This is a genomic window from Phyllobacterium sp. A18/5-2, assembly GCF_025452215.1.
GTDB lineage: Bacteria > Pseudomonadota > Alphaproteobacteria > Rhizobiales > Rhizobiaceae > Phyllobacterium > Phyllobacterium sophorae.
In genome coordinates this window covers 2,173,720-2,198,907 of record NZ_CP104966.1, presented here as the reverse complement: position 1 = coordinate 2,198,907, position 25,188 = coordinate 2,173,720, and the positions used below count along the sequence as shown (strand labels likewise).

Genomic DNA, 25,188 nt, shown 5'->3' with positions numbered 1-25,188 from the left:
ATTGTTCCGAATGTGGTTTCTAATCTATCAAATCACCCCAATCGGCGTCCCAAAGATCGAGATTTTCGATAATAACGATGACCTTCGCAAAACCGTAATTCTGCCTCACATCCTCGGCCCGTTCGAGCGCGACCGGCACGTATGTCGCATACAAATACGTGCCTGCGCCGGTTTGACCGTTCTCATCCCAGAAAATATCTGCGACTGTTTTTCCTCCATTTTCGAACACGAATACTTTGACTGCGTCATTATTTTCATAACTATCCAAAGTAAATCTTTTATATTTTGCAAAATGTGTCATAATGAAACTCAGAGAAAATATCGCCGATCTTTCGGGAATATATTGATAGACAATGCGAGAATTGTCCATTGGCAGACAATGCATTGTGTCACTTTTTTATTTCGATATTTATACCATTTCATCACGCAGGATTCTCTGTTCCCGCGGGAAGGGAATAGGATGCTAACTCCACAGTCTGCGTATGAGAACAGGCTTCTCAGGCATATGCGTGCAAGCGATTTGGATCTGCTCGCGCCGCATCTCGTGGCCCAGAAACTGCCGTTGAGACACATCGTCGAGAAATCGCAAACACCGGTTGCCGAGGTTTACTTCCTTGAATCCGGTCTGGCCTCGATTGTCGCCAAAATGCCCGACGGCCGTGATATTGAGGTCGGCATTTCCGGCAATGATGGAATGACCAGCTCCGCGGTCGTTCTTGGCGGAATGCAATCGCCGCACGACAGCTACATACAGGTCGCTGGCGACGGTTACAGTATCGCTACCGTGCACCTTCAACATGCCATGGAGACGAGCAAGACATTGCGCAACTACCTGTTGCTCTATGTCCATACAATGATCGTTCAGACTGCATCGACGGCTTTGGCGAATGGCCAGGCCAGTGTTGCGGCGAGAATGGCCCGTTGGCTGCTCATGGTGCATGACCGCACACATGGCCCTGAAATCGTGCTGACGCACGAGTTTCTGGCGATCATGCTTGGAGTAAGGCGGCCATGGGTGACGGAAACACTGCACGTCCTGGAAGACAAGCGGCTGATCCGCGCCAAGCGCGGACTGATAACGATTGTAGATCGCGCAGGGCTCATTGCGGAGGCCGACGGCTTCTATGGGGTGGCCGAGAAAGAGTACAGGCGCCTTCTGGGTGTCAATCTGGCGCGATAAGCGCCTGGACAGGGGCTCGCGACCAGGCGTCGCGCGGCCATTCCACAATTTTCACCGCCCCGCCTCCCATCCCGTCATAATTTGTTCTATCATCCTGTCACCGCAACTCATTCTGGTGATTGATGCCTTCCGAAACTCCTGAAAAGAAACCCGCACGGACGACCACCCGGCGGCGTACGCCCGCTTATGTCAAGGCAACTCGCGGCGTGAAAAACTGGCGTGAAGCTTCCGAGTGGCTGGCCTGGCGGGATATCGAAGACATCGAGTGCATCACGCCGGATCAGGCTGGAGTAGCGCGCGGCAAGATGATGCCGTCGAAGAAATTCACCTCCAATACATCGCTGGCCCTGCCCTCCGCGGTCTTCATGGCGACGATCTCCGGCTCCTATCCGGAAGACGGGCATGGTTTCTCCTATCCGGAAGACGATGGCGACCTGAAGCTGATGCCGGATCTATCCACGCTTTCGGAAGTGCCGTGGGAAAGCGACCCGACCGCGCAGGTCATCTGCGACCTCGTCAACAAGGACGGGCAAGCTGTGGAGTTCACGCCGCGCAATGTGCTGAAGCGCGTGATGGCCGCTTACAGCAAGAAGGGCCTGAAGGCGGTCGTCGCGCCGGAAATCGAGTTCTATCTTGTCAAGAAGAACCCGGATCCGGATTATCCACTCACCCCGCCAGTCGGGCGCTCAGGCCGCGCCATCGGCGGCGGTCAAGGCTACTCCATCGCGGGCGTCAACGAATTCGACGAATTGATCGACGATATCTATCATTTCTCCGAAAGCCAGGGCCTCGAGATCGACACGCTGATCCATGAGGAGGGCGCGGCGCAGCTCGAAATCAATTTGCGTCACGGCGATCCGATCGAGCTTGCCGATCAGGTGTTCCTGTTCAAGCGCACCATCCGCGAGGCGGCGCTGAAGCACGACATGTACGCAACCTTCATGGCCAAGCCGATCCAGGGCCAGCCGGGATCGGCCATGCATATCCATCAGTCGATCATCGACAAGAAGACAGGGCGCAATATCTTCTCCAATCCCGATGGCACGGAGAGCGAGGCCTTCCGTTTTTTCATCGGCGGCATGCAAAAACACGTCCCGGCTTCGCTGGTGATGTTTGCGCCATATGTGAATTCCTACCGGCGATTGACGCCGGCGGCCTCCGCGCCTGTCAACGTCAAATGGGGCTATGACAACCGCACCACGGCCTTCCGCGTGCCGCGTTCCGACCCGGCAGCGCGGCGCGTCGAGAACCGCATTCCCTCCTCCGACGCCAACCCCTATCTGGCGCTGGCGGCCTCGCTCGCCTGCGGCCTTATCGGCATGAACAACAGGATCGAGCCCGATGCGCCGGCTTCGACGACAGTCAATGACAGCCTGATCGAGCTGCCGCGCGGACTGATCGAGGCAACGATCCTGTTCGAGCATGACAAGGATCTCATCGCCATGCTGGGCGAGATCCTTCGCCATCACCTACGCCGCGATCAAACGCGCCGAGTTCGAGACCTTCATGGAGGTTATCAGCCCGTGGGAGCGCGAATTTCTGCTGCTCAATGTGTGATGCTGCAGCCTTATCTCCCTTTGCGGGGAGAAAGCGATTTCAGCATCTTAGCCTGGCTAAGTGCCAGAAATCGCAAGAGAGGGGGTAGTGCTCCGCACATAGAGACAAATCCCCTCACTTGGATTTTCCAAGGATTTAGCAAAGAAGCTAAATCCAAGAAAATCCTTTCTCTCCCACATGGGGAGAGATAGAGCAGCGCCAGTATTTCCAGATCGGAATGCACAATAATGCACTATCAGTCCCCCATCTCCCCCGGCATCTCCTGGTACGAAACCACCATCGATGATCGCATCGAATACCCGGCGCTGGACGGATCGCGGAGCGCCGACGTCGTTATCGTGGGTGGCGGTTTCACCGGCCTGTCGGCCGCCGTACATCTGGCGTCGGCGGGTGTCGACGTCGTCCTGCTTGAGGCCTGGCGCTTTGGCGATGGCGCTTCGGGGCGCAATGGCGGGCAGCTTGGCACCGGACAGCGCGCCTGGGCGGAAGACCTCGAAGCGCAATATGGCTTCACGCGCGCCAAGGCGCTGTTCGATCTGGCCGAGGACGCCAAGGCACATCTGCTTGAATTTGCCGGAACCCACAGGATCGATATCGAATATGTGCCGGGCCAGATGTCTGTCGTGCACAAGAAGCGTTACCTGAAGGACTATCAGCGCCACGCCGAGCTGATGGCCACGCGTTTCGGCTATCCGCACATCCACTACATGGACGCGAACGAGACCGCCGAGCGCCTGGGCTCCACGCGCTATCTCGGCGGCACCTACGATAAGGGCACCGGCCATATCCAGCCGATGAAACTGGTCGTCGGAACCGCCAAGGCTGCGGCACAGGCAGGTGCGCATCTTTACGAGAACACCAAGGTAACCTCCATCAAATCGGAAAATGGCCGGGTGATTGTCACGACGCCATTCGGCAATGTGACGGCAGCGAAGGGCCTGATCGCGGTCAATGCCTATGGCGGCAATCTCGAACCCATCAGCGCGTCGCATGTCATGCCGATCCGCTCGTTCATCGGCGCAACGGTGCCGCTGGCCGACGACAGTCCGGTGCTGCCTGGCGGCGAGAGCGTCGACGATTCCCGCTTCGTCGTGCGCTATTTCCGCCGTTCGAAGGACGGACGGCTGCTATTCGGCGGGCGCGAGGCCTATACGGCGGACAATCCGCTCGATATCAGCACGCATATCCGCCGCCAGATCGCCGAAATCTACCCGGCGCTCGCCAATGTCGAGATCACCCAGGCCTGGGGCGGTTCTGTCGGCATTACCCTGCCGCGCCAGCCTTTCGTGCGCGAGGTCATGCCCAATGTGATCTCGGCAGGCGGCTATTCCGGGCATGGGGTGATGCTGTCGAACTTCGTCGGCAAGCTCTACGCCGAGACGGTGGCGGGCAATCGCGACCGGTTGAAATTGCTGGAGGAGCTGAAAATCCCGGCCTTCCCGGGGGGCGTAAGTTCCGGGCGCCGCTGCTGTTCCTGGCACTCAGCTGGTATGCGCTGGTGGACAGGATTTGATGGGGTAACTGCAAAAATCGGCGTTGAAAGCAAATAAGCCAATAAATACAACGCTCATTTTAGTACAAAAGCATTAGGTCAACAGCAACAATTCATCCTGAACGAACACAAAAATACACTGTTTGATTTATACGCAAACAAAGAGTATTCTACATACGTACGTATTCTCCAGTATAAATGTGGCGAATCACGCAGATAACAGCAAAACAAATTAATGAGATTTACTATTGCAGGGTCAAAGAGCCCCGCGATGGGGTTTGCCCTGCGATAGGATCAGGGAGGGTAACGTTATGGCTACTCAGAATGTATTGGATGCATTTTATATGGGCCTGCTGGGCGTAGGGAATGCAACACCCCAAATCGGCACGGCACGGGGCGACACACAGGCGTTTCTTCTGACTTTGAATTCCAATCACTATTATCAGGGTCTCGACGGCAATGACACCATTACCGGCGGAACCGGAAACGACTACATCGAGGGTGGGGGCGGCGCGGATATCATTCTCGCCGATCTTGGCGGTAACAGCGACACACTTGGATATTTCAATTCCGACGCTGGCGTTAATGTGACACTCAGCTTGCTGGGTGGCATCCAGAGTGCGTCCGGCGGACATGCGCAAGGTGATACTGCGGTCGCCGGTTTCGAAAATCTCGTCGGCTCGACTTTCGGCGACACGCTAACGGGCAATGACGCGCCGAATGTGATTTTCGGTATGGCTGGCGGCGACATCATCAACGGCATGGGCGGCAACGACTCATCATTGAGTGGCCAACAGGGCAATGACACGATCGACGGCGGCGGCGGTAATGACACGCTGTATGGCGGCAGTAATGATGACACGCTTCGTGGCGGTATCGGTAATGACACGCTCAATGGCGACGCTAACAATGATCGGCTCGAAGGAGGCGCCGATAGTGACCAGCTCTTTGGCGGAGATGGTGATGACACGCTGATCGGTGGTCCTGGCGGTGATCTCGTCCAGGGGGGGACTGGCAATAATACGGTCAGCTACGAGACTTCACTGACGGGAGTAAACGTCAGCTTCAACTCAGGAGGCGGAACCGTCAGCGGTGGCGACGCCGAAGGCGACACCATCTTTCAGTGCATTAACATCATCGGCAGCGGGTACGGAGACGACCTCAGAGGCGATCAATTCAGCAATATTATTAGTGGTCTTGCCGGGAACGACGAGCTTCATGGCAGAAGTGGCAGCGATACGCTTAACGGTGGCGATGGTGACGACCGCCTGTGGGGAGACAACAATAATGATACGTTGAATGGAGGCAATGGCAATGACATCCTGCGCGGCGGCGGGCAAGCGGACATAATGAATGGCAATGCTGGAGCAGACACCTACACATTCGACAGTTGGGCCGAGTTGAGCAACAGCGGTAGCACCACGACGCCAACCATATACATGGATAATCTCGACAAGATCGATTTTTCTGCAGTCGATTACTCTGGGCTACCCGGACAGCAGCACCTGGTGTTCAGGGATCATGTTACGGGGGGTATATCCTGGGTTGAGTCTGGTTCAGGATACGACGTCACGATATGGGCGAGCAACCTAACCGTCCAAGGCGAGATAAGGATCGAAGATCCCAGCCATACGCTGAGTCAAAGCGATTTTATCTTGTAGGTCGCTTCGACACTCCAAGCTTCTGTAGCGCAAAGAAGAAACCTGTTTAAACAACAGGTTTCTCTTATCTTCTACACCTTCCGTACAATCACGCTGCCCACAGAATACCCCGCCCCGAACGAGCAGATCACTCCGAGGCTGCCGGGCGCGAGGTCGTCGGAATATTTGGAAAAGGCGATGATCGAGCCTGCGGACGACGTATTGGCATAATCCTGCAGGATGTTCGGCTGTTCGCCAGCCTGTGGCTCGCGGCCGAGCACCTTGACGCCGATCAGGTCGTTCATGCCCTTGTTGGCCTGGTGCAGCCAGAGCCGCGACAGGTGCGCCGGTGCGATGTTCTCGTCAGCAAGGTGAGTGAGGATCAGATCAGCAACGATCGGCACCACCTGCTTGAACACCTTGCGGCCCTCCTGGCGGAATAGCATGTCGCGCCGGTCGGCCATGTGCCCTTCCCGCGTGCGGCGCAGGAACCCGTTATTGTTGCGAATATTGTTGGAAAACTGCGTGAGACAGCGGGTCGAGACGATTTCGAACCGGTCAGCGGCGGTGGCGAGGTCGTCGCGCTCGAGCAGGACGGCGGTGCAGACATCGCCGAAGATGAAGTGGCAGTCGCGGTCGCGCCATTCGAGATGCGCCGAGCAAATCTCCGGATTGACCATGAGGATGGCGCGGGCAGAACCCGAGCGGATCATATCCGCTGCCGCCTGGATGCCGAAGGTCGCCGAAGAACAGGCGACATTCATGTCGAAACCGAAACCCTCGATTCCCAGAGCCTGTTGCACCTCGATGGCGATGGCGGGATAGGCGCGCTCGTGATTGGAGGCGGCGCAGATCACCGCGTCGACCTCCGAGGCCGTCCGTCCGGCTTTGGCAAGTGCCAGCATTGCAGCCTTCACCGCCAGTTCGGCCATCACCGACAGTTCGTCATCGCTGCGTTCGGGGAGAACGGGATGCATGATATCCGGATCGAGAATGCCAGACTTGTTCAGCACATGGCGCCGCTTCGATGCCGGAAGCGCGTACAATGAAATCCTCATTGGACATGGTCATCGGCTCGCGGGTGCCCGCGGCGATCCCGTCAGCATGAATTTCGTTCTGCCTTGTGGCATAGGTATTGAATGCCTCGACGAGTTCGGCATTGCTGATGGACTGTTCCGGCGTGAAGACGCCCGTACCGCTGATGACAACTTTATGCATGGCGCTTCCAGAATTTCTCACTCAAGAAAAGCGATAAAGATTCCCTGCGTTTCACGCAAGGTATCCCGCGTTGTCATCAAGGGTTCACGCCGCGGTCATAGCCTTTGTTCAGCATTCATCAACCACCGGGGATCTGGCCATGACGCTAAGCAATGCAACCGATGCCGGCCTGCTGAAAAGTGAACATCCGCTTGAGAAGCCAAAAAGCCTGGGCAACCTGCCCAACTACGCCGTAATCGCAATCCTGATTGCCGGCCTTTTCTATGTGGGCTATTCGCTGACGCAGGATCTGACCAGTGCCGTCGCCGTTCCGTGGATTTTGCTCGGACTGGCACTTGTCACGGCTCTCGGTTTCGAATTCGTCAACGGTTTTCACGATACCGCAAACGCCGTCGCAACGGTGATCTACACCAACTCCATGCCCGCCGAGATCGCTGTCATCTGGTCCGGTTTCTTCAATTTTCTCGGCGTCCTGACCGCGAGCGGCGCGGTTGCCTTCGGCATCATTTCCCTGCTCCCCGTCGAACTCATCATGCAGGTTGGTTCCAGCGCCGGTCTGGCCATGGTGTTTTCGCTGCTGACGGCGGCGATCCTGTGGAACCTCGGCACCTGGTATCTCGGCCTGCCGGCCTCCAGTTCGCACACTCTGATCGGTTCTATCGTCGGTGTCGGCCTTGCCAATCAGTTTCTGGCACCGGCCGGGACGGCCACCAGCGGCGTCGACTGGTCGAAAGCCACCGAAGTTGGCATGTCGCTGCTGATTTCGCCGCTTTTTGGCTTTGGTGCGGCTGCCTTGCTGCTGCTGGCAATGAAGCTCTTCATCAAGAACAAGGCGCTTTATGAGGCGCCGAAGGGAAGTACCCCGCCGCCATTGTGGATTCGCGCGTTGCTGATTTTCACCTGCACAGGTGTGAGTTTTGCACATGGGTCGAACGATGGCCAGAAAGGGATGGGCCTTATCATGCTTATCCTGATCGGTGTTGTACCAACCGCTTTCGCACTAAACCGTACGCCAGACGTCAACTATCTGGACGCATACAAGTCCGCCGCCACGCAGGCCGGCGCTGCGCTGAAGAAGTATGAAAAGCCCGGGGTCGTCGTGACCGATGCAAAGGCCGTGGTCAGCGAGGCGGTTCGCAACAAGACGTGGAGCGATCAGACAACGGTCGCTATCCAGCAGTTCATCACCGAGACCAATGCAAACATTTCGCCCTATGGATCCGCCGCCAATGTACCCGTCGGCATGGTCAGCAATACGCGCAATGACATGTATCTCACGGGTGAGGCGCTGAAACTGATCGACAAGAAAAAACTACTGCCGATGGACGCGGCGGACCTTGCGACGATCAAGACCTATCACCAGGCGATCGACAATGCGACTAAGTTCATCCCGACCTGGGTCAAGGTGGCGGTGGCGCTGGCACTTGGCCTCGGAACAATGGTCGGTTGGAAGCGTATCGTCATCACCGTCGGCGAGAAGATCGGCAAGACGCACCTCACCTATGGTCAGGGGGCTTCGGCCGAGCTGGTGGCCATGGGCACGATCTTCACCGCGGATACACTCGGGCTGCCGGTCAGCACCACGCACATATTGTCATCCGGCGTCGCCGGCTCGATGGTCGCCAATGGTTCCGGACTGCAGATGTCGACGGTACGCAATCTGCTGATGGCATGGGTACTGACTTTGCCAGTCTCGATCGCGCTGTCCTTCACGTTGTTCGTGATTTTGCGGAATCTGATCTAGAAGCATGCCCAGAAACAAATTGGCCGGCTTTCGCCGGCCACTTTTTTACCAGATTCGGGCAACCCAACCTTTGTGATTGGCAAGCGCGTCGAATGTCGTGTCCGCAGAAACTAATGGCAGATCATGATGGATGGCCGTTGCAGCAAGCATCCGGTCGAATGGATCGCGATGTGCCCAGTCCATCACCGCAGCGGCCAGACTTATTTCCGGCGTGAGCGTTGCAACTTGCGCTCCTGCTTCGTCCAGCAAAATTATTAGCCGGTCTAAGAAAGGTTCCATCTCTGGCCATTTGCCAAGGTGGACTTTCTGACCGATTTCGAAAAAGCTGACTGGAGAAACAAAAACCACGTCAGCCTGTTCGATGATGGATGCAGATTTTGTGGACAATCTTGGGTTTCTATTGAGGGTCCATGCCCACGTATGGGTATCGAGAAGAACCGAGTTCACTCGCCGCCTTCCCAAAGTTTAAGTTCCTCCTCGGACATGGGCTCAAAGAAATCAGGACCATCACCGAGCAGCTGCCCTTCCAATATTCCGATCTTGAAACGGCTCTTGGGAATGGGAACGATCTTGACGACCGGATTCTTGCCTTTGGCGATGATGACCTCTTCACCCGCCAAGGCTGCGTCGATCAGTTTCGAAAGATTGGTCTTGGCTGCGTGAACTGTGACCTGCATTATCCTGCTCCATTAGCTAACTTAGCTAATACCATTGATTTCCGATATCTTCCATCAAAAATTCACGCAGCCATGGGCCTTAAGCCTCCGGATAATCCGCCCCTACGGTAACTTTCTCCCAGGCATCGAAATCGCGCTGCAGCTCGCCGATCTTGTTGCGGGCGTTCTGAAGTGCCTGCTTGCCGAGCAACAGACGCAGCGGCGGATCCTTGGCTTCGACCGCCTGGACAATTGCCTTGGCGGCACGGACCGGATCGCCCGGCTGATTGCCGCTTATGTCCCGTATCATCTGGGCGCGCTGACCCGAGGTGGAACGGTAGTCCTCTATCGTCGAAGGGACCTCGTTGGCGGACCGGCCGGCCCAATCCGTGCGGAAGGGACCCGGCTCGACGATAAGCACTTTGAGGCCAAGCGGCGCGACTTCCTTTGACAGGGCTTCCGACAGGGCTTCGACGCTGAACTTGGTTGCCGTGTAGAAGCTGACGGCCGGGTTCGCCACAAGTCCGCCTTGCGAGGAAATGTTGACAATTGTTCCCGAACGCTGCTGGCGCAAGGTGGGCAGGACAGCGCGCGTCATGTTGGCAAGGCCCCAGACATTGATCTCGAACATCTTGCGGACTTCATCCATTTCGCTCTCTTCGAACGAGCCAAAATATCCAATGCCGGCATTGTTGACGAGCACGTCGATGCGTCCGAAGCGTTCCACCGCGGCCTTGACGGCGCTTTCAATGTCTTCGGCCTTCGTCACGTCGAGCTGCAGGATAAGGCCATTGTCTTCATGTCCCTTGGCGAGGTCCTCGATCTGCGCCGTATTGCGGGCGGTAACGACGGTCGGATAACCGAGTTCCAGTGTATGGCGCGCGAGTTCGCGGCCAAAACCGGTTGAACAGCCAGTGATGAACCAGACAGGTTTCGATGTCATGATAGTGTCCTTGAGAGGTGGGAGCGCCACGGGGTCGCACGGGCCAGGACAGCGCTATGGGAAAATCGGGCTACCCGAACAATGTAGCCCGATCCGATCCTGTTTCAAGGGTGAAGCCGCACTTCACTCAAATGCAGCGGCCGCCATCGACCTCAAGCGCAACACCGGTGATAAAATCAGCCTCGCTGGAGGCAAGCCATAGCGCGGCATTGGCGATATCGAGCGGCGTGGAAAGCCGGCCAAGCGGTACGGTTGCCTTGAACTGCGCACGCTTTTCCGGCGTGTCCTCACCCATGAACAGGCCAAGCATCGGCGTTTCACCGGCCACGGGACAGAGGCAATTGACCCGGATGTTCCTCGGGGCAAGTTCGATCGCCATGGACTTGGTAGCGCTGATGGCCCAGCCTTTCGACGCGTTGTACCATGTAAGACCGGGACGCGGACGCAGCCCGGCCGTCGAGGCGGTGGTGATGATGGACCCGCCCCCTGCATTTCCATGATCGGCACCACGGCGAGCGCCGAATAGTAAATCGCCTTCATGTTGACTCCGGCGATGAGGTCAAAAGTGCTTTCATCGACATCGAGCATCGAGCCGTTGCGGTGGGTGAAGCCGGCATTGTTGACCATGATGTCGATGCGGCCGAATTCATCCATCGCGGTCTGCACCATGGCATCCACTTCCTCCTTGCGCGAGACATCCGCATGAACCGCAATGGCTCCCTTGCCAATATCCCCGGCAACCTTCTGCGCACCCTTCAGATTGAGATCGGCGACAAGAACCCTGGCGCCCTCTTCGGCAAAGCGCTTGGCCATCCCCTCGCCAAAACCTGATGCTGCGCCGGTGATGATTGCTGTCTTGCCTGCCAAACGGGTCATGTTTTCTCCTCATACATGCTGGTGATGGATGTCATGGTTTGCGATCAATCGTGACGGAAGATGATCGTTTTGGTTGCGGACATGTCGTAGAGCGCCTCGAAGCCCTTCTCGCGGCCATGACCGGATTTCTTGAAGCCGCCAAACGGCAATTCGATGCCGCCGCCCGCACCATAGGCGTTGACGAAAACCTGACCGGCCCGAATGCGTTTGGCGGCGCGATGCTGTCGCGCACCATCCTTGGTCCACACTCCCGCAACCAGGCCATATTCAGTACTGTTTGCGAGCCGGATCGCATCCTGTTCATCGTTGAAAGCGAACAGCGAAAGCACCGGTCCAAAAACTTCCTCCTGCGCAATGATGGCCGAGGGGTCGACTGCGCCAAAGAGCACCGGCGCAACATAGAAGCCGGCGGCAGGTGCATTGCTATCTATGGAACCGCGCCCGGCCACATCGATTCCTGCCTCCGCCGCTGCCCTGACATAATTCTCCACACGGCGCTTTTGTGCAGGGTTGATCATGGCGCCGAGATCAAGATCGGCATCGTGGGGGCCGGCAACGAGTTTGTTGAACCTTTCCCCGAGCGCTGTGGCGACCTCGTCATAAATGGGGCGTTCGATGAGGATGCGACTGCCCGCCGAGCAGGTCTGGCCGCCATTCTGGATGATTGCATTGACGAGTACGGGCAGCGCTCGTTCGATATCGGTATCGGCGAAGACGATTTGCGGCGACTTGCCGCCGAGTTCCATGGTGACGCCGCGATTGTTGGTGGCCGCTGCCTGCTGGATCGCCGTGCCGGTCGTGGGGGAGCCGGTGAAGGTCACATAATCGATACCGGGGTGCGACGACAGGGCGGCGCCCGCCTCGCGGCCATAGCCGGTGATGACGTTGAGCACACCATCGGGGAAACCGGCGTCGACGGCAAGTTCGCCGATGCGGATCGTGGAGAGCGATGCGTCTTCCGCAGGCTTGACGACCAGCGTATTGCCCATGGCAAGCGCCGCACCCACCACCCGCGCCATGATCTGCATCGGATAATTCCAGGGAATGATGCCCGCAACAACGCCATGCGGTTCGCGTAAAGTCAGGGCCGTATACCCATCGAGAAATGGAATGGTGTCGCCATGAATCTTGTCGCCCGCCCCGCCATAGAATTCATAATAGCGCATGGCCGCCGCCACATCGGCCCGGCCCTGGCGTATCGGCTTGCCGGTATCGCGCGACTCGAGTGCCGCCAATTCATCGCCATGCTGCTCTATCAACCGACCAAGGCGCGTCAGCAGCCGCCCGCGCTCTACCGCAGTCATCCTCGACCACGGGCCATGATCGAAGGCTTCGCGCGCTGCACTGACTGCCCGGTCGACATCCCCGGCACTGCCGGCCGGAATGGTTGCAAACGCCAGACCATCCGACGGACACAAAACAGTGATCGTTTCTTGCGAGAGTGCAGCAACACGCCGGCCATTGATGATGTTCAGGAAATTCTTATCCTGTGCGATAATTCTGGATAGATTTTGTACCATGACTGCTTCCTGTTCGTTGCAATGGTATTGGAAAGGACGTGAATTGGAAATGCATTTTGACGCAGTTCGCGTATCAGGACTGGTCATTTTAAATCGATTAGATTATACAACCCAGCATCTTCGGACGCGCAGTTCAGGCATAGCGAGATTGTTCTCATGACAAGTCAGATTATCCCGGTTGATCCTTTTGATTGTATTGTTTTCGGTGGTACCGGCGACCTCGCCGAGCGCAAGCTGATTCCGGCATTGTACCAGCGTCAGCGCGATGGCCAGCTCTCGGAACCAACACGCATCATCGGCGCATCGCGTTCGGCCATGTCGAATGCTGATTACCGGAAGTTTGCCGAAGCGGCGATCCGGGAACATGTAAAGGCCGACGAAATCGACGAAAAGCAGCTCGACAAGTTTCTGGAGCGTCTTTCCTATGTCGCTGTCGATGCAACGTCTGACAATGGCTGGGAAGAGCTCAAGGCCGAAGTCGGCAACGATACAAAGAAAATCAGGGCATTCTATCTCGCGGTCAACCCTTCGCTGTTCGGCGATATCACCGGCCGCCTGAAGGGCTACAAGCTGGTTCACGATCACACACGCATCATCGTCGAAAAGCCGATCGGCCGCGATCTTGATTCCGCAATCGCCCTCAATGATACAATCGGACACGTCTTCCACGAACAGCAGATTTTCCGCATCGATCACTATCTTGGCAAAGAGACAGTGCAGAACCTGATGGCATTGCGTTTTGCCAATGCGCTCTATGAGCCGTTGTGGAACTCAGCGCATATCGACCATGTGCAGATCACCGTGGCGGAAGCGGTCGGGCTCGAAAACCGTGCCGGCTATTACGATACGGCCGGAGCACTGCGCGATATGGTTCAGAACCATATGCTGCAGCTTCTCTGCCTCGTGGCGATGGAACCGCCGTCATCGATGGATGCCGACGCGGTGCGCGATGAAAAGCTGAAAGTGCTGCGGTCGTTGAGCCCGATCAATTCCAAAAATTACGAGGAGCTTACCGTACGCGGCCAGTATCGAGCAGGTGCCTCGGCGGGAGGCGCGGTCAAGGGCTATCTGGAAGAACTTGGGCACAAGAGCAATACCGAAACCTTTGTTGCGATCAAAGCCGAAATCGCCAATTGGCGCTGGGCCGGCGTGCCGTTCTACCTGCGCACCGGCAAGCGCCTGGCGACACGCGCTTCCGAAATCGTCGTTTCGTTCAAACCCATTCCGCATTCCATCTTCGGCGAAAGCGCCGGCCGGGTCGTGGCCAACCAGCTGGTTATCCGGCTGCAGCCGGACGAAGGCGTCAAGCAGTGGATGATGATCAAGGATCCGGGCCCCGGTGGCATGCGCCTGCGCCACGTACCGCTCGATATGAGCTTCGCCGAGATCTTTCCAGGCGCGCAGCCCCGACGCCTATGAACGGCTGATCATGGACGTGGTGCGTGGCAACCAGACATTGTTCATGCGGCGCGACGAAGTGGTCGCCGCCTGGACCTGGGTGGATCCGATCCTCAAGGCCTGGGCCGAAAACGATCAGCCACCCTACGGCTACACCGCCGGAACCTGGGGCCCTTCGGCATCGATCGCGCTCATCGAGCGCGACGGCCGCACCTGGCACGAAGCATCATAGAAATTGGTCGCATGGCAATGAAACACGAATTGCACAGTTTCGCAGATGGTGATGCGTTGGCCGAGGCCTTGGCCGCGGCCATCGCCGGACGCCTCGCCGAAGCCTGCAATGCACGCGGTCAGGCTGTCCTCGCCGTGTCAGGGGGCACAACGCCGGCCCGCTTCTTCAAGGCGCTCTCGCACAAGAAGCTGCCCTGGGACCGCATAACGGTGACGCTGGTGGACGAGCGCTTCGTGCCGCCTTCCAGCGACCGCTCGAACCAGAAACTCGTCACCGGCACACTTCTGCAGAATGAAGCGGCCAAGGCGAAATTCGCCGGCCTCTACAATGACGCGCCGGATGCCGAGGAAGGTGCTAAAATAGCGGCTGAGGCAATTGCAAGGCTTGGACAGCCGTTCGATGCGGTCATTCTCGGCATGGGCGGCGACGGACATACTGCATCGTTCTTCCCCGGCGGCGACCGCCTCATCGATGCGATTTCGCCGGAGCAGCCGGCGCTTGTCCTGCCGATGCATGCCGGGGGCGCTGGCGAGCCACGACTGACGCTGACGCTGCCGGTAATCGTCAAGGCGCGGTTCGTCGCGCTGCATATTGAAGGCGCTGCCAAGAAAGCTGTTCTCGAGGAAGCGCTCGGCGACGGCGAGACGGCGGATATGCCGATCCGCGCGGTGCTGCGGCATGAGCCGATCGCGCTTGAAATTTTCTGGGCGCCCTGAAGCCTGGAGTGTGTGATCCATCCGGACAGCTCCCAACGTCCGGATAGACGCCTAGAGGAGATGTAAGATGACCGTCCTGCAACGGGTGAAAAGCATTACCCATCGCATCTGCGAACAGTCGAAGCCGACGCGCGATGTCTATCTCGACCATCTGCGCGAGGCGGCATCGCGCAAGCCCAAACGCTCGGCGCTAGCCTGCGCCAATCTCGCCCATGGATTTGCCGCCTGCAGCCCTTCCGACAAGGCGGCGCTGGCCGGCGACGTGGTGCCCAACCTTGGCATCATCACCTCGTATAATGACATGCTGTCGGCACACCAGCCGTTCGAGACCTATCCTCAACTGATCAAGGCAGCCGCCAAGGAAGCTGGCGGCGTAGCGCAGGTTGCGGGCGGTGTGCCAGCCATGTGCGATGGCGTGACCCAAGGGCAGCCGGGCATGGAGCTTTCCCTGTTCTCGCGCGACGTGATCGCCATGGCGACGGCCATCGGCCTGTCACATGACATGTTCGACGCTGCAGTCTATCTCGGTGTCTGCGACAAGATCGTGCCGGGGCTGACCATTGGCGCTTTGACCTTCGGTCACCTGCCGGCTGTATTCATTCCGGCAGGCCCGATGACCACCGGGTTGCCCAATGACGAGAAGGCGAAAACCCGCCAGCTCTATGCGGAAGGCAAGGTCGGCCGCGATGAACTGCTGGAATCCGAGTCCAAATCCTATCACGGCCCGGGCACCTGTACATTTTACGGCACAGCCAACTCCAACCAGATGCTGATGGAAATCATGGGCCTGCATATGCCGGGCTCCTCGTTCATCAACCCGGGCACCCCCTTGCGCGACGCACTGACTCGCGAGGCGGCAAAGCGCGCGCTCGCCATCACCGCACTCGGCAATGAATACACGCCTGTCGGCGAAATGATCGATGAACGGACCATCGTCAATGGCGTTGTCGGCCTGCATGCCACTGGCGGCTCGACCAATCACACCATGCATCTTGTCGCCATGGCGGCCGCTGCAGGCATCAAACTGACCTGGCAGGACATATCCGACCTCTCCGATGTGGTACCGCTGCTGGCCCGCGTCTATCCGAACGGTCTTGCCGATGTGAACCATTTCCATGCGGCGGGCGGCATGGGCTACATCATCCGGGAGCTACTTGATGCCGGCCTGTTGCATGAAGACGTGAAGACCGTATGGGGTGGAACTGAGGGTCTGCGCGCCTATACGATCGAACCGAAACTCGGCGAGAACGGGACCGTGGTGCGCGAACCGGTCGCTGCGGAAAGTGCCGACAAGAAGGTGCTTTCAACCTGCAAGCAGCCGTTCCAGGTTACCGGCGGCCTGAAAATGCTGAAAGGCAATCTCGGTACGGCGGTGATCAAGACATCGGCGGTCAAGGCGGACCGGCATATCATAGAAGCGCCGGCCATCGTCTTCGACAGCCAGGCGGCGCTGCAGGATGCATTCAAGGCGGGTAAGCTCAATCGGGACTTTGTCGCGGTGGTGCGCTTTCAGGGACCCCGCGCCAATGGCATGCCCGAACTGCACAAGCTGACCCCTGCGCTCGGCGTGCTGCAGGACCGCGGTCACATGGTGGCACTGGTCACGGACGGGCGCATGTCAGGCGCCTCCGGCAAGGTTCCGGCAGCGATCCACGTGACACCGGAAGCGCTTCGATGGCGGCATCATCGGCAAGATCCGTGACGGCGATGTCGTCAGGCTCGATGCCGAGATCGGTACGCTCGACGTGCTGGAGGATCCTGAGGTTCTCGCAGCCCGCCCGACGCCGGAAGTGGATATCAGCCACAACAGCTATGGGATGGGGCGCGAACTTTTCGCGGCGTTCCGCAACGTGGTCGGCAAAGCCGAGAACGGGGCATCGGTTTTCGGGTGATGGATTAGAGCGGTTTGCCCTCATATGGGATCATTCCGCCGGAGAGAGTTCGCGGACAATATCGAGGGATTTGGCGAGGCCAATGCCTTTCCATCGGTGCCGCGCCGGCAAACCGGCGCGGTGCTGGTTCTAGGCGGAAGGACGTGACGATCAGGACTTACCCCGGATCACACGATCTGGATGGAACCGGCATGTGACGAAACGCAGGCCCTGAACGTGTCCACAGTGTACCCTTCCAGCTTTGTGCAGCCATTCCAATTATTGAGAACAACACCGCTTCCGTCCGAGGCCTGCAACACACCGTTCAACACATCCTGTGCGCTGCCATAAAAGGTTGCGGCTGAACTTCAGCACGTCATTGCCATTGACGAAATCGGTGATCGTGTCATCGCGGAAACCCCAGACATTTATCGTATCAAACATCCCAAAGGTCCCATGGGATAGCCAGCCAAACTCGTAATACGCGCCCGGCGAACCGGGCTGCGACCATCCACTGGGCGTATCTGTGCTGATGCCGGGAAACAACACATTCGCGAGCCCCCTTATCCAGCCGGGGACATCAAGCAGATTCAGTTTCAGTGCAAGATTGACGTTCTGATACTGCGCATCTCCTCCTCGAAAATAACATTTGTCAAAATCAGGGCAACGACCAGCCATTGCCGGTTTGCAAAACGCAAACCGGCTCGTTCATCTGCGAATGGAAATTACGCGAACAGAAAAGCGTTCAGGCGTTAATGGACGTCCCCACTCCTCCGGCTTCCCTCACAGCTCCTCCAAGCCAAACGTGAGTTCGAAAGCCGACAAACAATGCACATTGCCCAATATCTTGGCAAGACATTGAATCTATTAGTATTTTTACCCGTTTTAGTTGAAAAAAATTGTATTGAGTTGCGTTTTGCGCAGATCGTGAGCAAAAAAACTGACGAAAAAATGCGCGGCTGGTCTTGGGCCTTTTAGTAGGTTGTGCGCCGCTCGTCCGAGGGAGAACGCCCGAACTGCGCCCGGTAACTTTGGGCGAAATAGGAATGCGACGTGAAGCCCGTTGCCAATGCGACATCGAGAATGGGGGGAATGGGTCTGACGCAAAAGTTCGCGCGCGCGCTCCAGCCGCAGGCTCATGTAGTAACGGCCCGGTGTCATGTTGAGATGGCGCAGGAACAGACGCTCCACCTGCCGGACCGACAAGCCAACCGCCTTGGCGAGCCGCACCGCCGATTTCGGTTGTTCCAGATTGTCGGCCATGAGCTCGACGATCTTGCGCAGCTTTTCCGACTTGCCGGTAAGGTCGCGCTCCGGCCCGATGCGCTGGCGGTCGGTCTGCGAGCGGATGCGCTCATGGTGAAACTGGTTCGCCACTTCATTGGCGAGTGCGGGGCTGAAATCCTGCTTTATGATTTCGAGCATCAGGTCGATCGACGTCGTGCCGCCAGCGCAGGTATAGCGCTTGCGGTCGATCTCGAAGACATTGCCGGTGCAATCGATCTGCGGAAACCGTTCCTGAAATCCGGCGCGGTTTTCCCAGTGGATGGTGCAGCGGTGACCCTCAAGCTGGCCGGCCTCGGCGAGAATGTAGCTGCCGATATTGAGACCGCCAAGCGATGCACCCCGGCGTCCGAGACTGCGCAGGGTCGCGATGACTTTCGGCTTTTCTGCGAATTCGGTCGTCAACCCGGCACATATGAAGAAGATATCAGCCGAAGGAAGGTCTGCCAGCGCGTATTGTACGTTGATCTGCAAACCATTCGAAGCGGTCACTGCTGAGCCGCTGGCAGAAACGGTGATCCAGGAATAGAACGGCTGCTCCGACATGCGATTGGCGGTGCGCATGGTGTCGATAGCCGCCGCGAGGCTGAACATCGGGAATCTGTCGACGAGCAGAAAGGCGAAGGTTCTGGTGGCTTTCAGAGCTTCAGGCATGCGCTTTTCTAACCGGATTCCCCATTAGAAGCGAGGCGGAGTCTTGCCTGCCGAGCGATAGGCAGCAACGAGCGTATTGGCCATGAGCATGGCAATCGTCATTGGCCCGACGCCGCCCGGAACCGGCGTGACGGCCGCGGCGACGGTGGATGCATCGGCAAAATCCACATCGCCGACGAGGCGCGTCTTGCCCTCACCCTTTTCCGGCGCAGGAATGCGATTGATTCCCACATCAATGACAGTTGCGCCAGGTTTTACCCACTCGGCCTTGACCATTTGCGGCCTGCCGACCGCAGCAACCAGAATATCGGCATTGCGGCAGATGCTGGCGAGATCCTTGGTTTTACTGTGCGCGATAGTGACTGTCGCATTGTGTGCAAGCAACAAGTTGAACATCGGCTTGCCGACGATGTTGGAGCGGCCGATGACGACAGCATTGAGGCCGGAGAGATCGCGGCCGAGAATGCGTTCGATCAGAAGCATCGAAGCCAGCCGGCGTGCAGGGCACGAATGCAGTTTCGATCTCACCCGTACCGAGCTTGCCAACATTGATGAAATGGAAGCCGTCGACATCCTTGTCCGGCGAGATCGTCTGGATGATGCGGCCTGAATCGATGTGTTTCGGCAAGGGCAACTGCACAAGAATGCCGTGGATCAGCGGATCGGCATTGAGCTTTTCAACGAGCGCGACCAGTTCGTTCTCGGAAGTCTCTTCCGACAAAGTATATTGGACGGAGTGAAAGCCGCATTCACGCGCCTTCCTGCCCTTTGACGCAACATAGACCTGACTGGCAGGGTCTTCGCCGACGATCACGACCGCAATGCCGGGAGTGATGCCGCTGGTTTCAATCAGGTCAGCGGCGGATGCCTTGACCTTCGAGACCACGTCCTCGGCAATCTCCTTGCCATTGATCGTCACTGCCATGTGCTGCTCCTGAAAATCAACCCTTGGGGGATCAATCAACATACTGTTGATTTTGCGGCCGAATAATACCGTCAAAACGGCGTTCACTGACGCAATAGCGAAAGCGGTACTCAAGGGCAATGCGATGATGTGCCTCAACGATCGATCTTAGGGGCTTGGCGAAGGCAAAAAAGCCAAGCATGATCGATAAACTTCATCCGAATCCGGAATCTCTCATGCGTTATTCAGCTTTCAACCTTCTTAAGAACGCCCTCAACGGCAACAAGGACTGGAAGCCCGCCTGGCGCAAACCCGAACCGAAACCATCCTATGATGTGGTGATCATAGGCGGCGGCCACGGCCTTGCCACTGCCTACTACCTCGCCAAGGAACATGGCATCCGCAATATAGCGGTGGTGGAAAAAGGCTGGCTCGGCTCCGGCAATATCGGCCGCAATACAACGGCGATCCGCTCGAACTATCTGCTGACCGAGAACCAGCACTTCTACGAAGCCTCGATGAAAATGTGGGAGACCTTGTCCCACGATCTCAACTATAATGTGATGTTCTCGCAGCGCGGCGTGGTCAATCTCGCTCACACCCTGCCCCAACTGGACGTCTATGCGCGGCGTGGCAACCAGATGCGATTGAATGGCATCGACTGCGAGCTTATGAATCCGCAACAAATCAAGAAACTGATCCCCGGACTCGATATCAGCGATTCGGCACGCTTTCCCATTCTCGGGGGCCTGATGCAGCGCAGTGCCGGTACCGCGCGGCACGATGCCGTCGTCTGGGGTTATGCCCGCGCCGCCGACCAGCGCGGCGTCGACATCATCGAGAATTGCGAAGTGACCAGCTTTTTGAAAGATGGCGATACTGTTACCGGAGTCATGACGACGCGCGGTCCAATAAAAGCGAAGAAGGTCGCGTGTGCTGTTGCAGGCCACACCAGCGAACTCATGCGCCGCGCGGGTATTGATCGCCTTCCGCTCGAATCGCATGTACTGCAGGCGTTCGTCTCCGAAGCGCTGAAGCCGGTCGTCGATACGGTGGCGACTTTTGGCGGTGGACACCTCTATTTCAGCCAGTCGGACAAGGGCGGCCTGGTCTTTGGCGGCGATATCGACGGCTACAATTCTTATGCCCAGCGCGGCAACCTGCCGGTCGTCGAGGATGTGATGAGCGAATTCGTCGCGCTCATTCCGGCACTGGCACGCGTCAAGCTCCTGCGATCCTGGGGCGGCATCATGGATATGTCGATGGATGGCTCTCCGATCATCACCACCGGCCCATTGCCGGGCATGTATCTGAATACGGGCTGGTGCTATGGCGGATTCAAGGCGACGCCAATTTCAGGCAAATGCTTCGCCTGGACCATCGCCAAGGACGAGCCGCACCCGCTCTCCGCGCCGTTTACGCTGGACCGGTTCTACCGTGGTTATGTGATTGACGACAAGGGGCAAGGCCCAACGCCAAGGTTGCATTAGGTCCACCGCGCGCCGTTATTCTTCCGCGACTAACTGGCTTGCCGGTCAGCGCGAAGCCGCAGAACTTCGCGGATTTCGGCAATATCGGCCAGCATTTCCTCGATATTGGAATTGTCGTGATGCCGCGGCGTGAGCAAATCGGCATGAGCATACAAGAACTCGGCAACCGCGATCTGGTCGGCGACCGCTTGCGCTGCCACGCCGGCTTCAATCACGCCCAAGTCGGTCTCGTCCGAGAGAATGGCCCGAGTCTGCGCGCGTCTGATGGCAGCGCCGAGACGAGATTCCGACGATGCGGCCGGTGCAGGCTCTCCGCCTTCGGCATGCCCGGTGCGCTTGCCGCCGGAGGGTGGTGCCGGATCGACGGGGGCATCGTCTTCGGGATCAACGGGACGGTTGCCGGCGCGAAAGCTCTCGATCATGCCCAGCAGCACGGCGATGCCGAGACCCGTGAAGAGACCGCCCAGCAACCCGGCTATCGCCACGAGCTTGCGCGAGCCGCCAGTGCTTTCAAGTGCGGGACGCGCCGGCGAGATCACCCGTATGTTCGTGGTGTTCATGCCCTCGAGTTCGCCGGTCTCCTTGGCGCGCAGCAGGAACGCTTCATAGACTTCGCGCTTGGCGGTGACTTCCCGTTCGAGTTCGCGCAGCTGGACCATATCCTCGTTGGTGCTGGCCGTACGCGCCTTCAATTGTGCCAACCGCGCGGCCAGATCCTGCTCCTGCTGCACCGAGCGCTTGAGCTCGACCTGCACCGAAGAGGCAATCCGGTTGAGTTCATTGCGGATTTCGTTGCGGATGCCGTCGACTTGCGACTGCGCCTGGATGAGCTGCGGATGGCGCGGCCCCAGTTTTGTGGCAAGACCGTCGGCTTGCTGTTTCAACGCGCCATATTGCGAGCGCAGCGCGACGATGACGCCTGAACGGAATTCCTCCGGTAGCGTATTGCCACCGCCAAGAACGCCTTCAACCGAGGCGCTGCGAATGGAGGCAGCCTGTGCATTGAGCCGGATCGTCTGGTTGCGTGCTGTCGTGAGCTCATCGTTGGTGCGGGAAATCTCATCGTCGCTGATCAGACGCCCTTGCACATCGACAAGATCATTGTCTGCCTTGTATTTCTGCACGGCATTTTCAGCCTCTTCGACGCCGGTGCGCAGATCGTTGAGGCGCGCGGTCAGGGATCTCTGTTGCCTGGCGGGCGGTATCTGATTGAATATTGCCCTGCTCCTCGCGGAACACGTCGGATACCGTATTGGCGATGACGGCCGCTTTTTCCGGGTCGCGCGATTTGACGGTGATATTGAAGATGAAATTCTTGGTGCTGCGCTCGACCTCGAGATGATCATAGAGGTTGCGCAGGAGCAAGGTCTCCCGCGTCGTCGCGTCCGGGGTGCTGTCGGTTGAGAACAGGTCCCGTACAGAGGCGAGGATGCCTCTGTCGCTCAGATCACCGTTGAATTCCGGATCTTTGGCCAGACCTGTACGGTCGATCACCTTGGTCAGGACACTGCTCGACTGGATTACACGCAGCTGGCTTTCAGCAATGGCCAGAGAGGCGTCGACAGGAAGCTGGCTCGACGATATTTCCTTGTCTACGATCTTGAGGTCGCGCGGATCGACCAGCACCTCGACCGTCGATGCATAGAGCTTGGGCAACGTCATGGCATAGCCGGCGCCAAGCAGCGTGCCGAGGATCGTGGTTGCAACGATAAGCGACTTGGAACGGCCAACGCGATTGAGGACAACGCGCGGGTCGACAAGCGGCTTCCATTCGTCGCTTTGCACTTCGATCTGCCGTATTTCTGTCCGGCGGGGCTGCGGCCGGTCAACCGGCATTGGCGCGACAGGTTCGGGCGCGACAGGTTGGGCAATGGCCGGTATCTCCGCCGGTGTTGGGGCCGGTTCATCCGGCAATGGCGGAGGCGTTTGGCGCAGCGGTATGACATGTTCATCGGCATCAACGCGCCGGTTGAGTTCCGCCTTGATTGCCGCCATGTCCGCACGCATGCGGTCAATCGCTTCCTGCTCGGCTTCTTCGGGCGTCAGACCTTCAGAAAAAGCCGTCAGCGCAGGCTGGATTTCGCTGCCAGCAGCGAGACGCAAGGCGCGCATGCGATGATAATGGTCGAGACTGTCTTCGTTACGTACAGGCGTTGTAACGGGTTCGGGGTCGACATGCGTCTCCCCCGCTGGCCCCGGCTGACTGGCAAACGAGAGAAGCGAGCGCCGCGGCCGCTTTGGCATCTCGTTTTCACGATTACTCATCCGTACCTGAACTCCAAAACCGCTGCCTGGCCCGATTCAATAGCGGACCGAACGATCCACGGTTAATTCAACCTAAAGTTCTATGGAAAATAAATGGTTAATTGTCGGCACAGCAAGAACCAAAGCACTTGCGTGTTGAGCACCCTGCATATCACAGCTTGGAGTCGACAACACCAGCCGTTAAGCCTTTTCATATAGAAATCCGCAAAATTGATGTCTGATGCAAAAGGGCGGAACAGTCCAGTACTTCTGGCGTACTCCAACAGGAAAAGAAATTGGTTGCACGCCACTTGAAAGCCAATGCGGGACTTATCCGCGATTACTTCTCGGTGATCAGCGGATCGGCAGGACGGCTTGTCATTTCGCTCGCCTATTTCGTCGCGCTCGCCAATACGCTGTCGATCGCCGAGTTCGGGCTGTTTGCCACCGCATCGGCGACCGGCGTGGTGTTGTCGCGCCTCGTATCCTTCGGCTTTGTCTCGCCGCTTTACCGCATATCCACCGTCAAGCCGCAACTGATCGGCGCCTATACCGGCGGGTTTCTGGCAGCGGTCGTCGTGTCACTGCCGATCTTCATTGTGGCGGCCTATCTGACCCATCTGGCATTCTTTGGCGCCGATCTGGCGCTTGGCACCTATGCCGTCATCGTCGCGGCGGAAGCGCTGTTGTGGCGGTCGCTGGAAGTGGTGGTTATCGTCAATAATGGTCTCAACCGTTTTGGCCGCGCGGCCCTTCTGGTTATCATTGGCACGGCATTGCGCGCTGCCGCCGCCGTCCTCTTTGCCTTCTCGGCAGTGACGACGCTCGCCGCATGGGGCTGGTGGTATGCGGCGGCCAATGGACTGGCGTTGATAATTGCGGTTGTGTTCTTCTATCCAAGGGTACGGCTGCGGCTCGTCCCGCAGCTTTATCGCAGAAGGCTGGCGGATTCCTTTGCGGTCACGGGCGCAGAAGTGCTGTTTTATGTTCAATCGGAGCTCGACAAAGTGCTTGTCCTGGCCGTTGGCGGGCCGCAGACTGCCGGTGTCTACGCAATTATCATGCGCCTCGTCGATCTTACCGCCCTGCCCGTGCGTTCTTTCAACATGATGCTTGTGCAGAAGCTGATGCGAACGCCCGACATGCTCAAATCAATGAAGATTCTGTGGCGGCCTTGAGGCGGGCGTCTTTCTGGTGTCGACGCTTGGCCTGGCGGCGCTTGCCGTGTTTCTGTATATATTCCCGCGGGCGCTGGGTGCGAACGTCGCTTCCGTGATTTCACTGTTGCCACTGGTCCTTCTGGTGCCTGGGCTGCGCAATCTCATTGAATATCAGGCGGAGCTGCTCTATGCGCGCGGTCAGTCCGGATTGCGCGCGATCAATCTCGCGCTGCTGGGACTGGCGAAAGCGGGGCTGCTTTCGTGGATTCTCGTGACATTTCTCGACACCCACGACTGGATGATCTGGCTGAACGCGATGTTCGCGGTGCTTTACCTGTTGTCGGCATCCCTGACCTATCGCGCGATCAAAAAGCCCGCGCGCCGGGTCTGAGAATTTAACCAGCTGGCT

The 25,188-nt window shown here is 58.0% G+C and carries 13 protein-coding genes and 9 pseudogenes; 10 read left to right on the top strand and 12 right to left on the bottom strand.

Annotation, left to right across the window (positions count from 1 at the left end; translation table 11 throughout):
* Positions 1-19: 19 nt before the first annotated feature.
* Complete coding sequence (locus N8E89_RS10930; RefSeq protein ID WP_146147792.1) at positions 20-301, bottom strand: hypothetical protein; 282 nt, start codon at positions 299-301, stop codon at positions 20-22.
* A gap of 204 nt (positions 302-505) precedes the next feature.
* Here N8E89_RS10930 and N8E89_RS10925 point away from each other — a divergent pair, with 204 nt between their 5' ends.
* The 4 genes and pseudogenes from N8E89_RS10925 (at position 506) to N8E89_RS10910 (ending at position 5,890) form a co-directional block, all read left to right on the top strand.
* Positions 506-1,180, top strand: a complete 675-nt coding sequence (locus tag N8E89_RS10925; protein ID WP_106664406.1) for a Crp/Fnr family transcriptional regulator — start codon at positions 506-508, stop codon at positions 1,178-1,180.
* A gap of 122 nt (positions 1,181-1,302) precedes the next feature.
* A pseudogene (locus N8E89_RS10920) lies at positions 1,303-2,737 on the top strand (glutamine synthetase family protein).
* 227 nt (positions 2,738-2,964) lie between these two features.
* Positions 2,965-4,250, top strand: a pseudogene (locus tag N8E89_RS10915) (NAD(P)/FAD-dependent oxidoreductase).
* 290 nt (positions 4,251-4,540) lie between these two features.
* Positions 4,541-5,890, top strand: coding sequence for a calcium-binding protein (locus tag N8E89_RS10910; RefSeq protein ID WP_262259879.1), 1,350 nt, complete (start codon positions 4,541-4,543; stop codon positions 5,888-5,890).
* Positions 5,891-5,961: 71 nt separating this feature from the next.
* Here the strand turns inward: N8E89_RS10910 and N8E89_RS10905 are convergent.
* Positions 5,962-7,087: pseudogene (locus tag N8E89_RS10905) on the bottom strand (beta-ketoacyl-ACP synthase III).
* 139 nt (positions 7,088-7,226) lie between these two features.
* Here N8E89_RS10905 and N8E89_RS10900 point away from each other — a divergent pair.
* The gene (locus tag N8E89_RS10900) at positions 7,227-8,831 is read left to right on the top strand and encodes an inorganic phosphate transporter (protein WP_106664411.1); all 1,605 of its coding nucleotides are present in this window, start codon (positions 7,227-7,229) and stop codon (positions 8,829-8,831) included.
* A 45-nt stretch (positions 8,832-8,876) separates the two neighbouring features.
* Here N8E89_RS10900 and N8E89_RS10895 read toward each other — a convergent pair whose 3' ends face one another.
* The 5 genes and pseudogenes from N8E89_RS10895 to N8E89_RS10875 form a co-directional block, all read right to left on the bottom strand.
* A complete protein-coding gene (locus N8E89_RS10895) occupies positions 8,877-9,218 on the bottom strand; it encodes a type II toxin-antitoxin system VapC family toxin (RefSeq protein ID WP_245448769.1) in 342 nt (113 codons plus the stop codon).
* A gap of 56 nt (positions 9,219-9,274) precedes the next feature.
* Positions 9,275-9,508, bottom strand: coding sequence for a type II toxin-antitoxin system Phd/YefM family antitoxin (locus N8E89_RS10890; protein WP_100000049.1), 234 nt, complete (start codon positions 9,506-9,508; stop codon positions 9,275-9,277).
* Positions 9,509-9,587: 79 nt separating this feature from the next.
* A complete protein-coding gene (locus N8E89_RS10885; protein ID WP_106664413.1) occupies positions 9,588-10,430 on the bottom strand; it encodes an oxidoreductase in 843 nt (280 codons plus the stop codon).
* Positions 10,431-10,557: 127 nt separating this feature from the next.
* Positions 10,558-11,306: pseudogene (locus N8E89_RS10880) on the bottom strand (SDR family oxidoreductase).
* Positions 11,307-11,350: 44 nt separating this feature from the next.
* Complete coding sequence (locus N8E89_RS10875) at positions 11,351-12,826, bottom strand: aldehyde dehydrogenase family protein (protein ID WP_262259874.1); 1,476 nt, start codon at positions 12,824-12,826, stop codon at positions 11,351-11,353.
* A 156-nt stretch (positions 12,827-12,982) separates the two neighbouring features.
* On the opposite strand from N8E89_RS10875, the pseudogene zwf reads away from it, so the two are divergent.
* From zwf to edd, 3 genes and pseudogenes are all read left to right on the top strand, one after another.
* Positions 12,983-14,456, top strand: a pseudogene (gene zwf, locus N8E89_RS10870) (glucose-6-phosphate dehydrogenase).
* 17 nt (positions 14,457-14,473) lie between these two features.
* Positions 14,474-15,172: a 6-phosphogluconolactonase gene (pgl, locus tag N8E89_RS10865; RefSeq protein WP_106664596.1), complete on the top strand. Its 699-nt coding sequence runs from the start codon at positions 14,474-14,476 to the stop codon at positions 15,170-15,172.
* A 67-nt stretch (positions 15,173-15,239) separates the two neighbouring features.
* Positions 15,240-17,064 (top strand): annotated as a pseudogene (gene edd / locus N8E89_RS10860) (phosphogluconate dehydratase).
* Positions 17,065-17,322: 258 nt separating this feature from the next.
* Here edd and N8E89_RS10855 read toward each other — a convergent pair.
* From N8E89_RS10855 to folD, 3 genes and pseudogenes are all read right to left on the bottom strand, one after another.
* Positions 17,323-17,721: a hypothetical protein gene (locus tag N8E89_RS10855; protein WP_106664418.1), complete on the bottom strand. Its 399-nt coding sequence runs from the start codon at positions 17,719-17,721 to the stop codon at positions 17,323-17,325.
* A gap of 296 nt (positions 17,722-18,017) precedes the next feature.
* Positions 18,018-18,981: pseudogene (locus N8E89_RS10850) on the bottom strand (GlxA family transcriptional regulator).
* A 24-nt stretch (positions 18,982-19,005) separates the two neighbouring features.
* Positions 19,006-19,906 (bottom strand): annotated as a pseudogene (folD, locus tag N8E89_RS10845) (bifunctional methylenetetrahydrofolate dehydrogenase/methenyltetrahydrofolate cyclohydrolase FolD).
* A gap of 215 nt (positions 19,907-20,121) precedes the next feature.
* Between folD and N8E89_RS10840 the strand changes: the two are divergent.
* Positions 20,122-21,375: a sarcosine oxidase subunit beta family protein gene (locus N8E89_RS10840; protein ID WP_162707221.1), complete on the top strand. Its 1,254-nt coding sequence runs from the start codon at positions 20,122-20,124 to the stop codon at positions 21,373-21,375.
* Positions 21,376-21,404: 29 nt separating this feature from the next.
* On the opposite strand, the gene N8E89_RS10835 is transcribed toward N8E89_RS10840, so the two are convergent.
* Both N8E89_RS10835 and N8E89_RS10830 read right to left on the bottom strand, forming a co-directional pair.
* Positions 21,405-22,499 carry a GumC family protein gene (locus N8E89_RS10835; RefSeq protein ID WP_262259872.1) on the bottom strand — a complete coding sequence of 365 codons (1,095 nt, stop codon included), beginning with the start codon at positions 22,497-22,499 and terminating at the stop codon, positions 21,405-21,407.
* 7 nt (positions 22,500-22,506) lie between these two features.
* Entirely contained in the window at positions 22,507-23,640 is a 1,134-nt protein-coding gene (locus tag N8E89_RS10830; RefSeq protein WP_262259871.1) for a Wzz/FepE/Etk N-terminal domain-containing protein, read from the bottom strand.
* Positions 23,641-23,915: 275 nt separating this feature from the next.
* On the opposite strand from N8E89_RS10830, the pseudogene N8E89_RS10825 reads away from it, so the two are divergent.
* Positions 23,916-25,170 (top strand): annotated as a pseudogene (locus N8E89_RS10825) (lipopolysaccharide biosynthesis protein).
* The last annotated feature ends 18 nt before the right edge of the window (positions 25,171-25,188 follow it).

Bases quoted from the DNA above. Each gene is read 5' to 3' on its own strand.
- N8E89_RS10930 (WP_146147792.1), bottom strand. From the start codon at position 301: ATGACACATTTTGCAAAATATAAAAGATTTACTTTGGATAGTTATGAA.
- N8E89_RS10925 (WP_106664406.1), top strand. From the start codon at position 506: ATGCGTGCAAGCGATTTGGATCTGCTCGCGCCGCATCTCGTGGCCCAG.
- N8E89_RS10910 (WP_262259879.1), top strand. From the start codon at position 4,541: ATGGCTACTCAGAATGTATTGGATGCATTTTATATGGGCCTGCTGGGC.
- N8E89_RS10900 (WP_106664411.1), top strand. From the start codon at position 7,227: ATGACGCTAAGCAATGCAACCGATGCCGGCCTGCTGAAAAGTGAACAT.
- N8E89_RS10890 (WP_100000049.1), bottom strand. From the start codon at position 9,508: ATGCAGGTCACAGTTCACGCAGCCAAGACCAATCTTTCGAAACTGATC.
- N8E89_RS10885 (WP_106664413.1), bottom strand. From the start codon at position 10,430: ATGACATCGAAACCTGTCTGGTTCATCACTGGCTGTTCAACCGGTTTT.
- N8E89_RS10875 (WP_262259874.1), bottom strand. From the start codon at position 12,826: ATGGTACAAAATCTATCCAGAATTATCGCACAGGATAAGAATTTCCTG.
- pgl (WP_106664596.1), top strand. From the start codon at position 14,474: ATGAAACACGAATTGCACAGTTTCGCAGATGGTGATGCGTTGGCCGAG.
- N8E89_RS10855 (WP_106664418.1), bottom strand. From the start codon at position 17,721: ATGGCTGGTCGTTGCCCTGATTTTGACAAATGTTATTTTCGAGGAGGA.
- N8E89_RS10840 (WP_162707221.1), top strand. From the start codon at position 20,122: ATGCGTTATTCAGCTTTCAACCTTCTTAAGAACGCCCTCAACGGCAAC.
- N8E89_RS10830 (WP_262259871.1), bottom strand. From the start codon at position 23,640: ATGAGTAATCGTGAAAACGAGATGCCAAAGCGGCCGCGGCGCTCGCTT.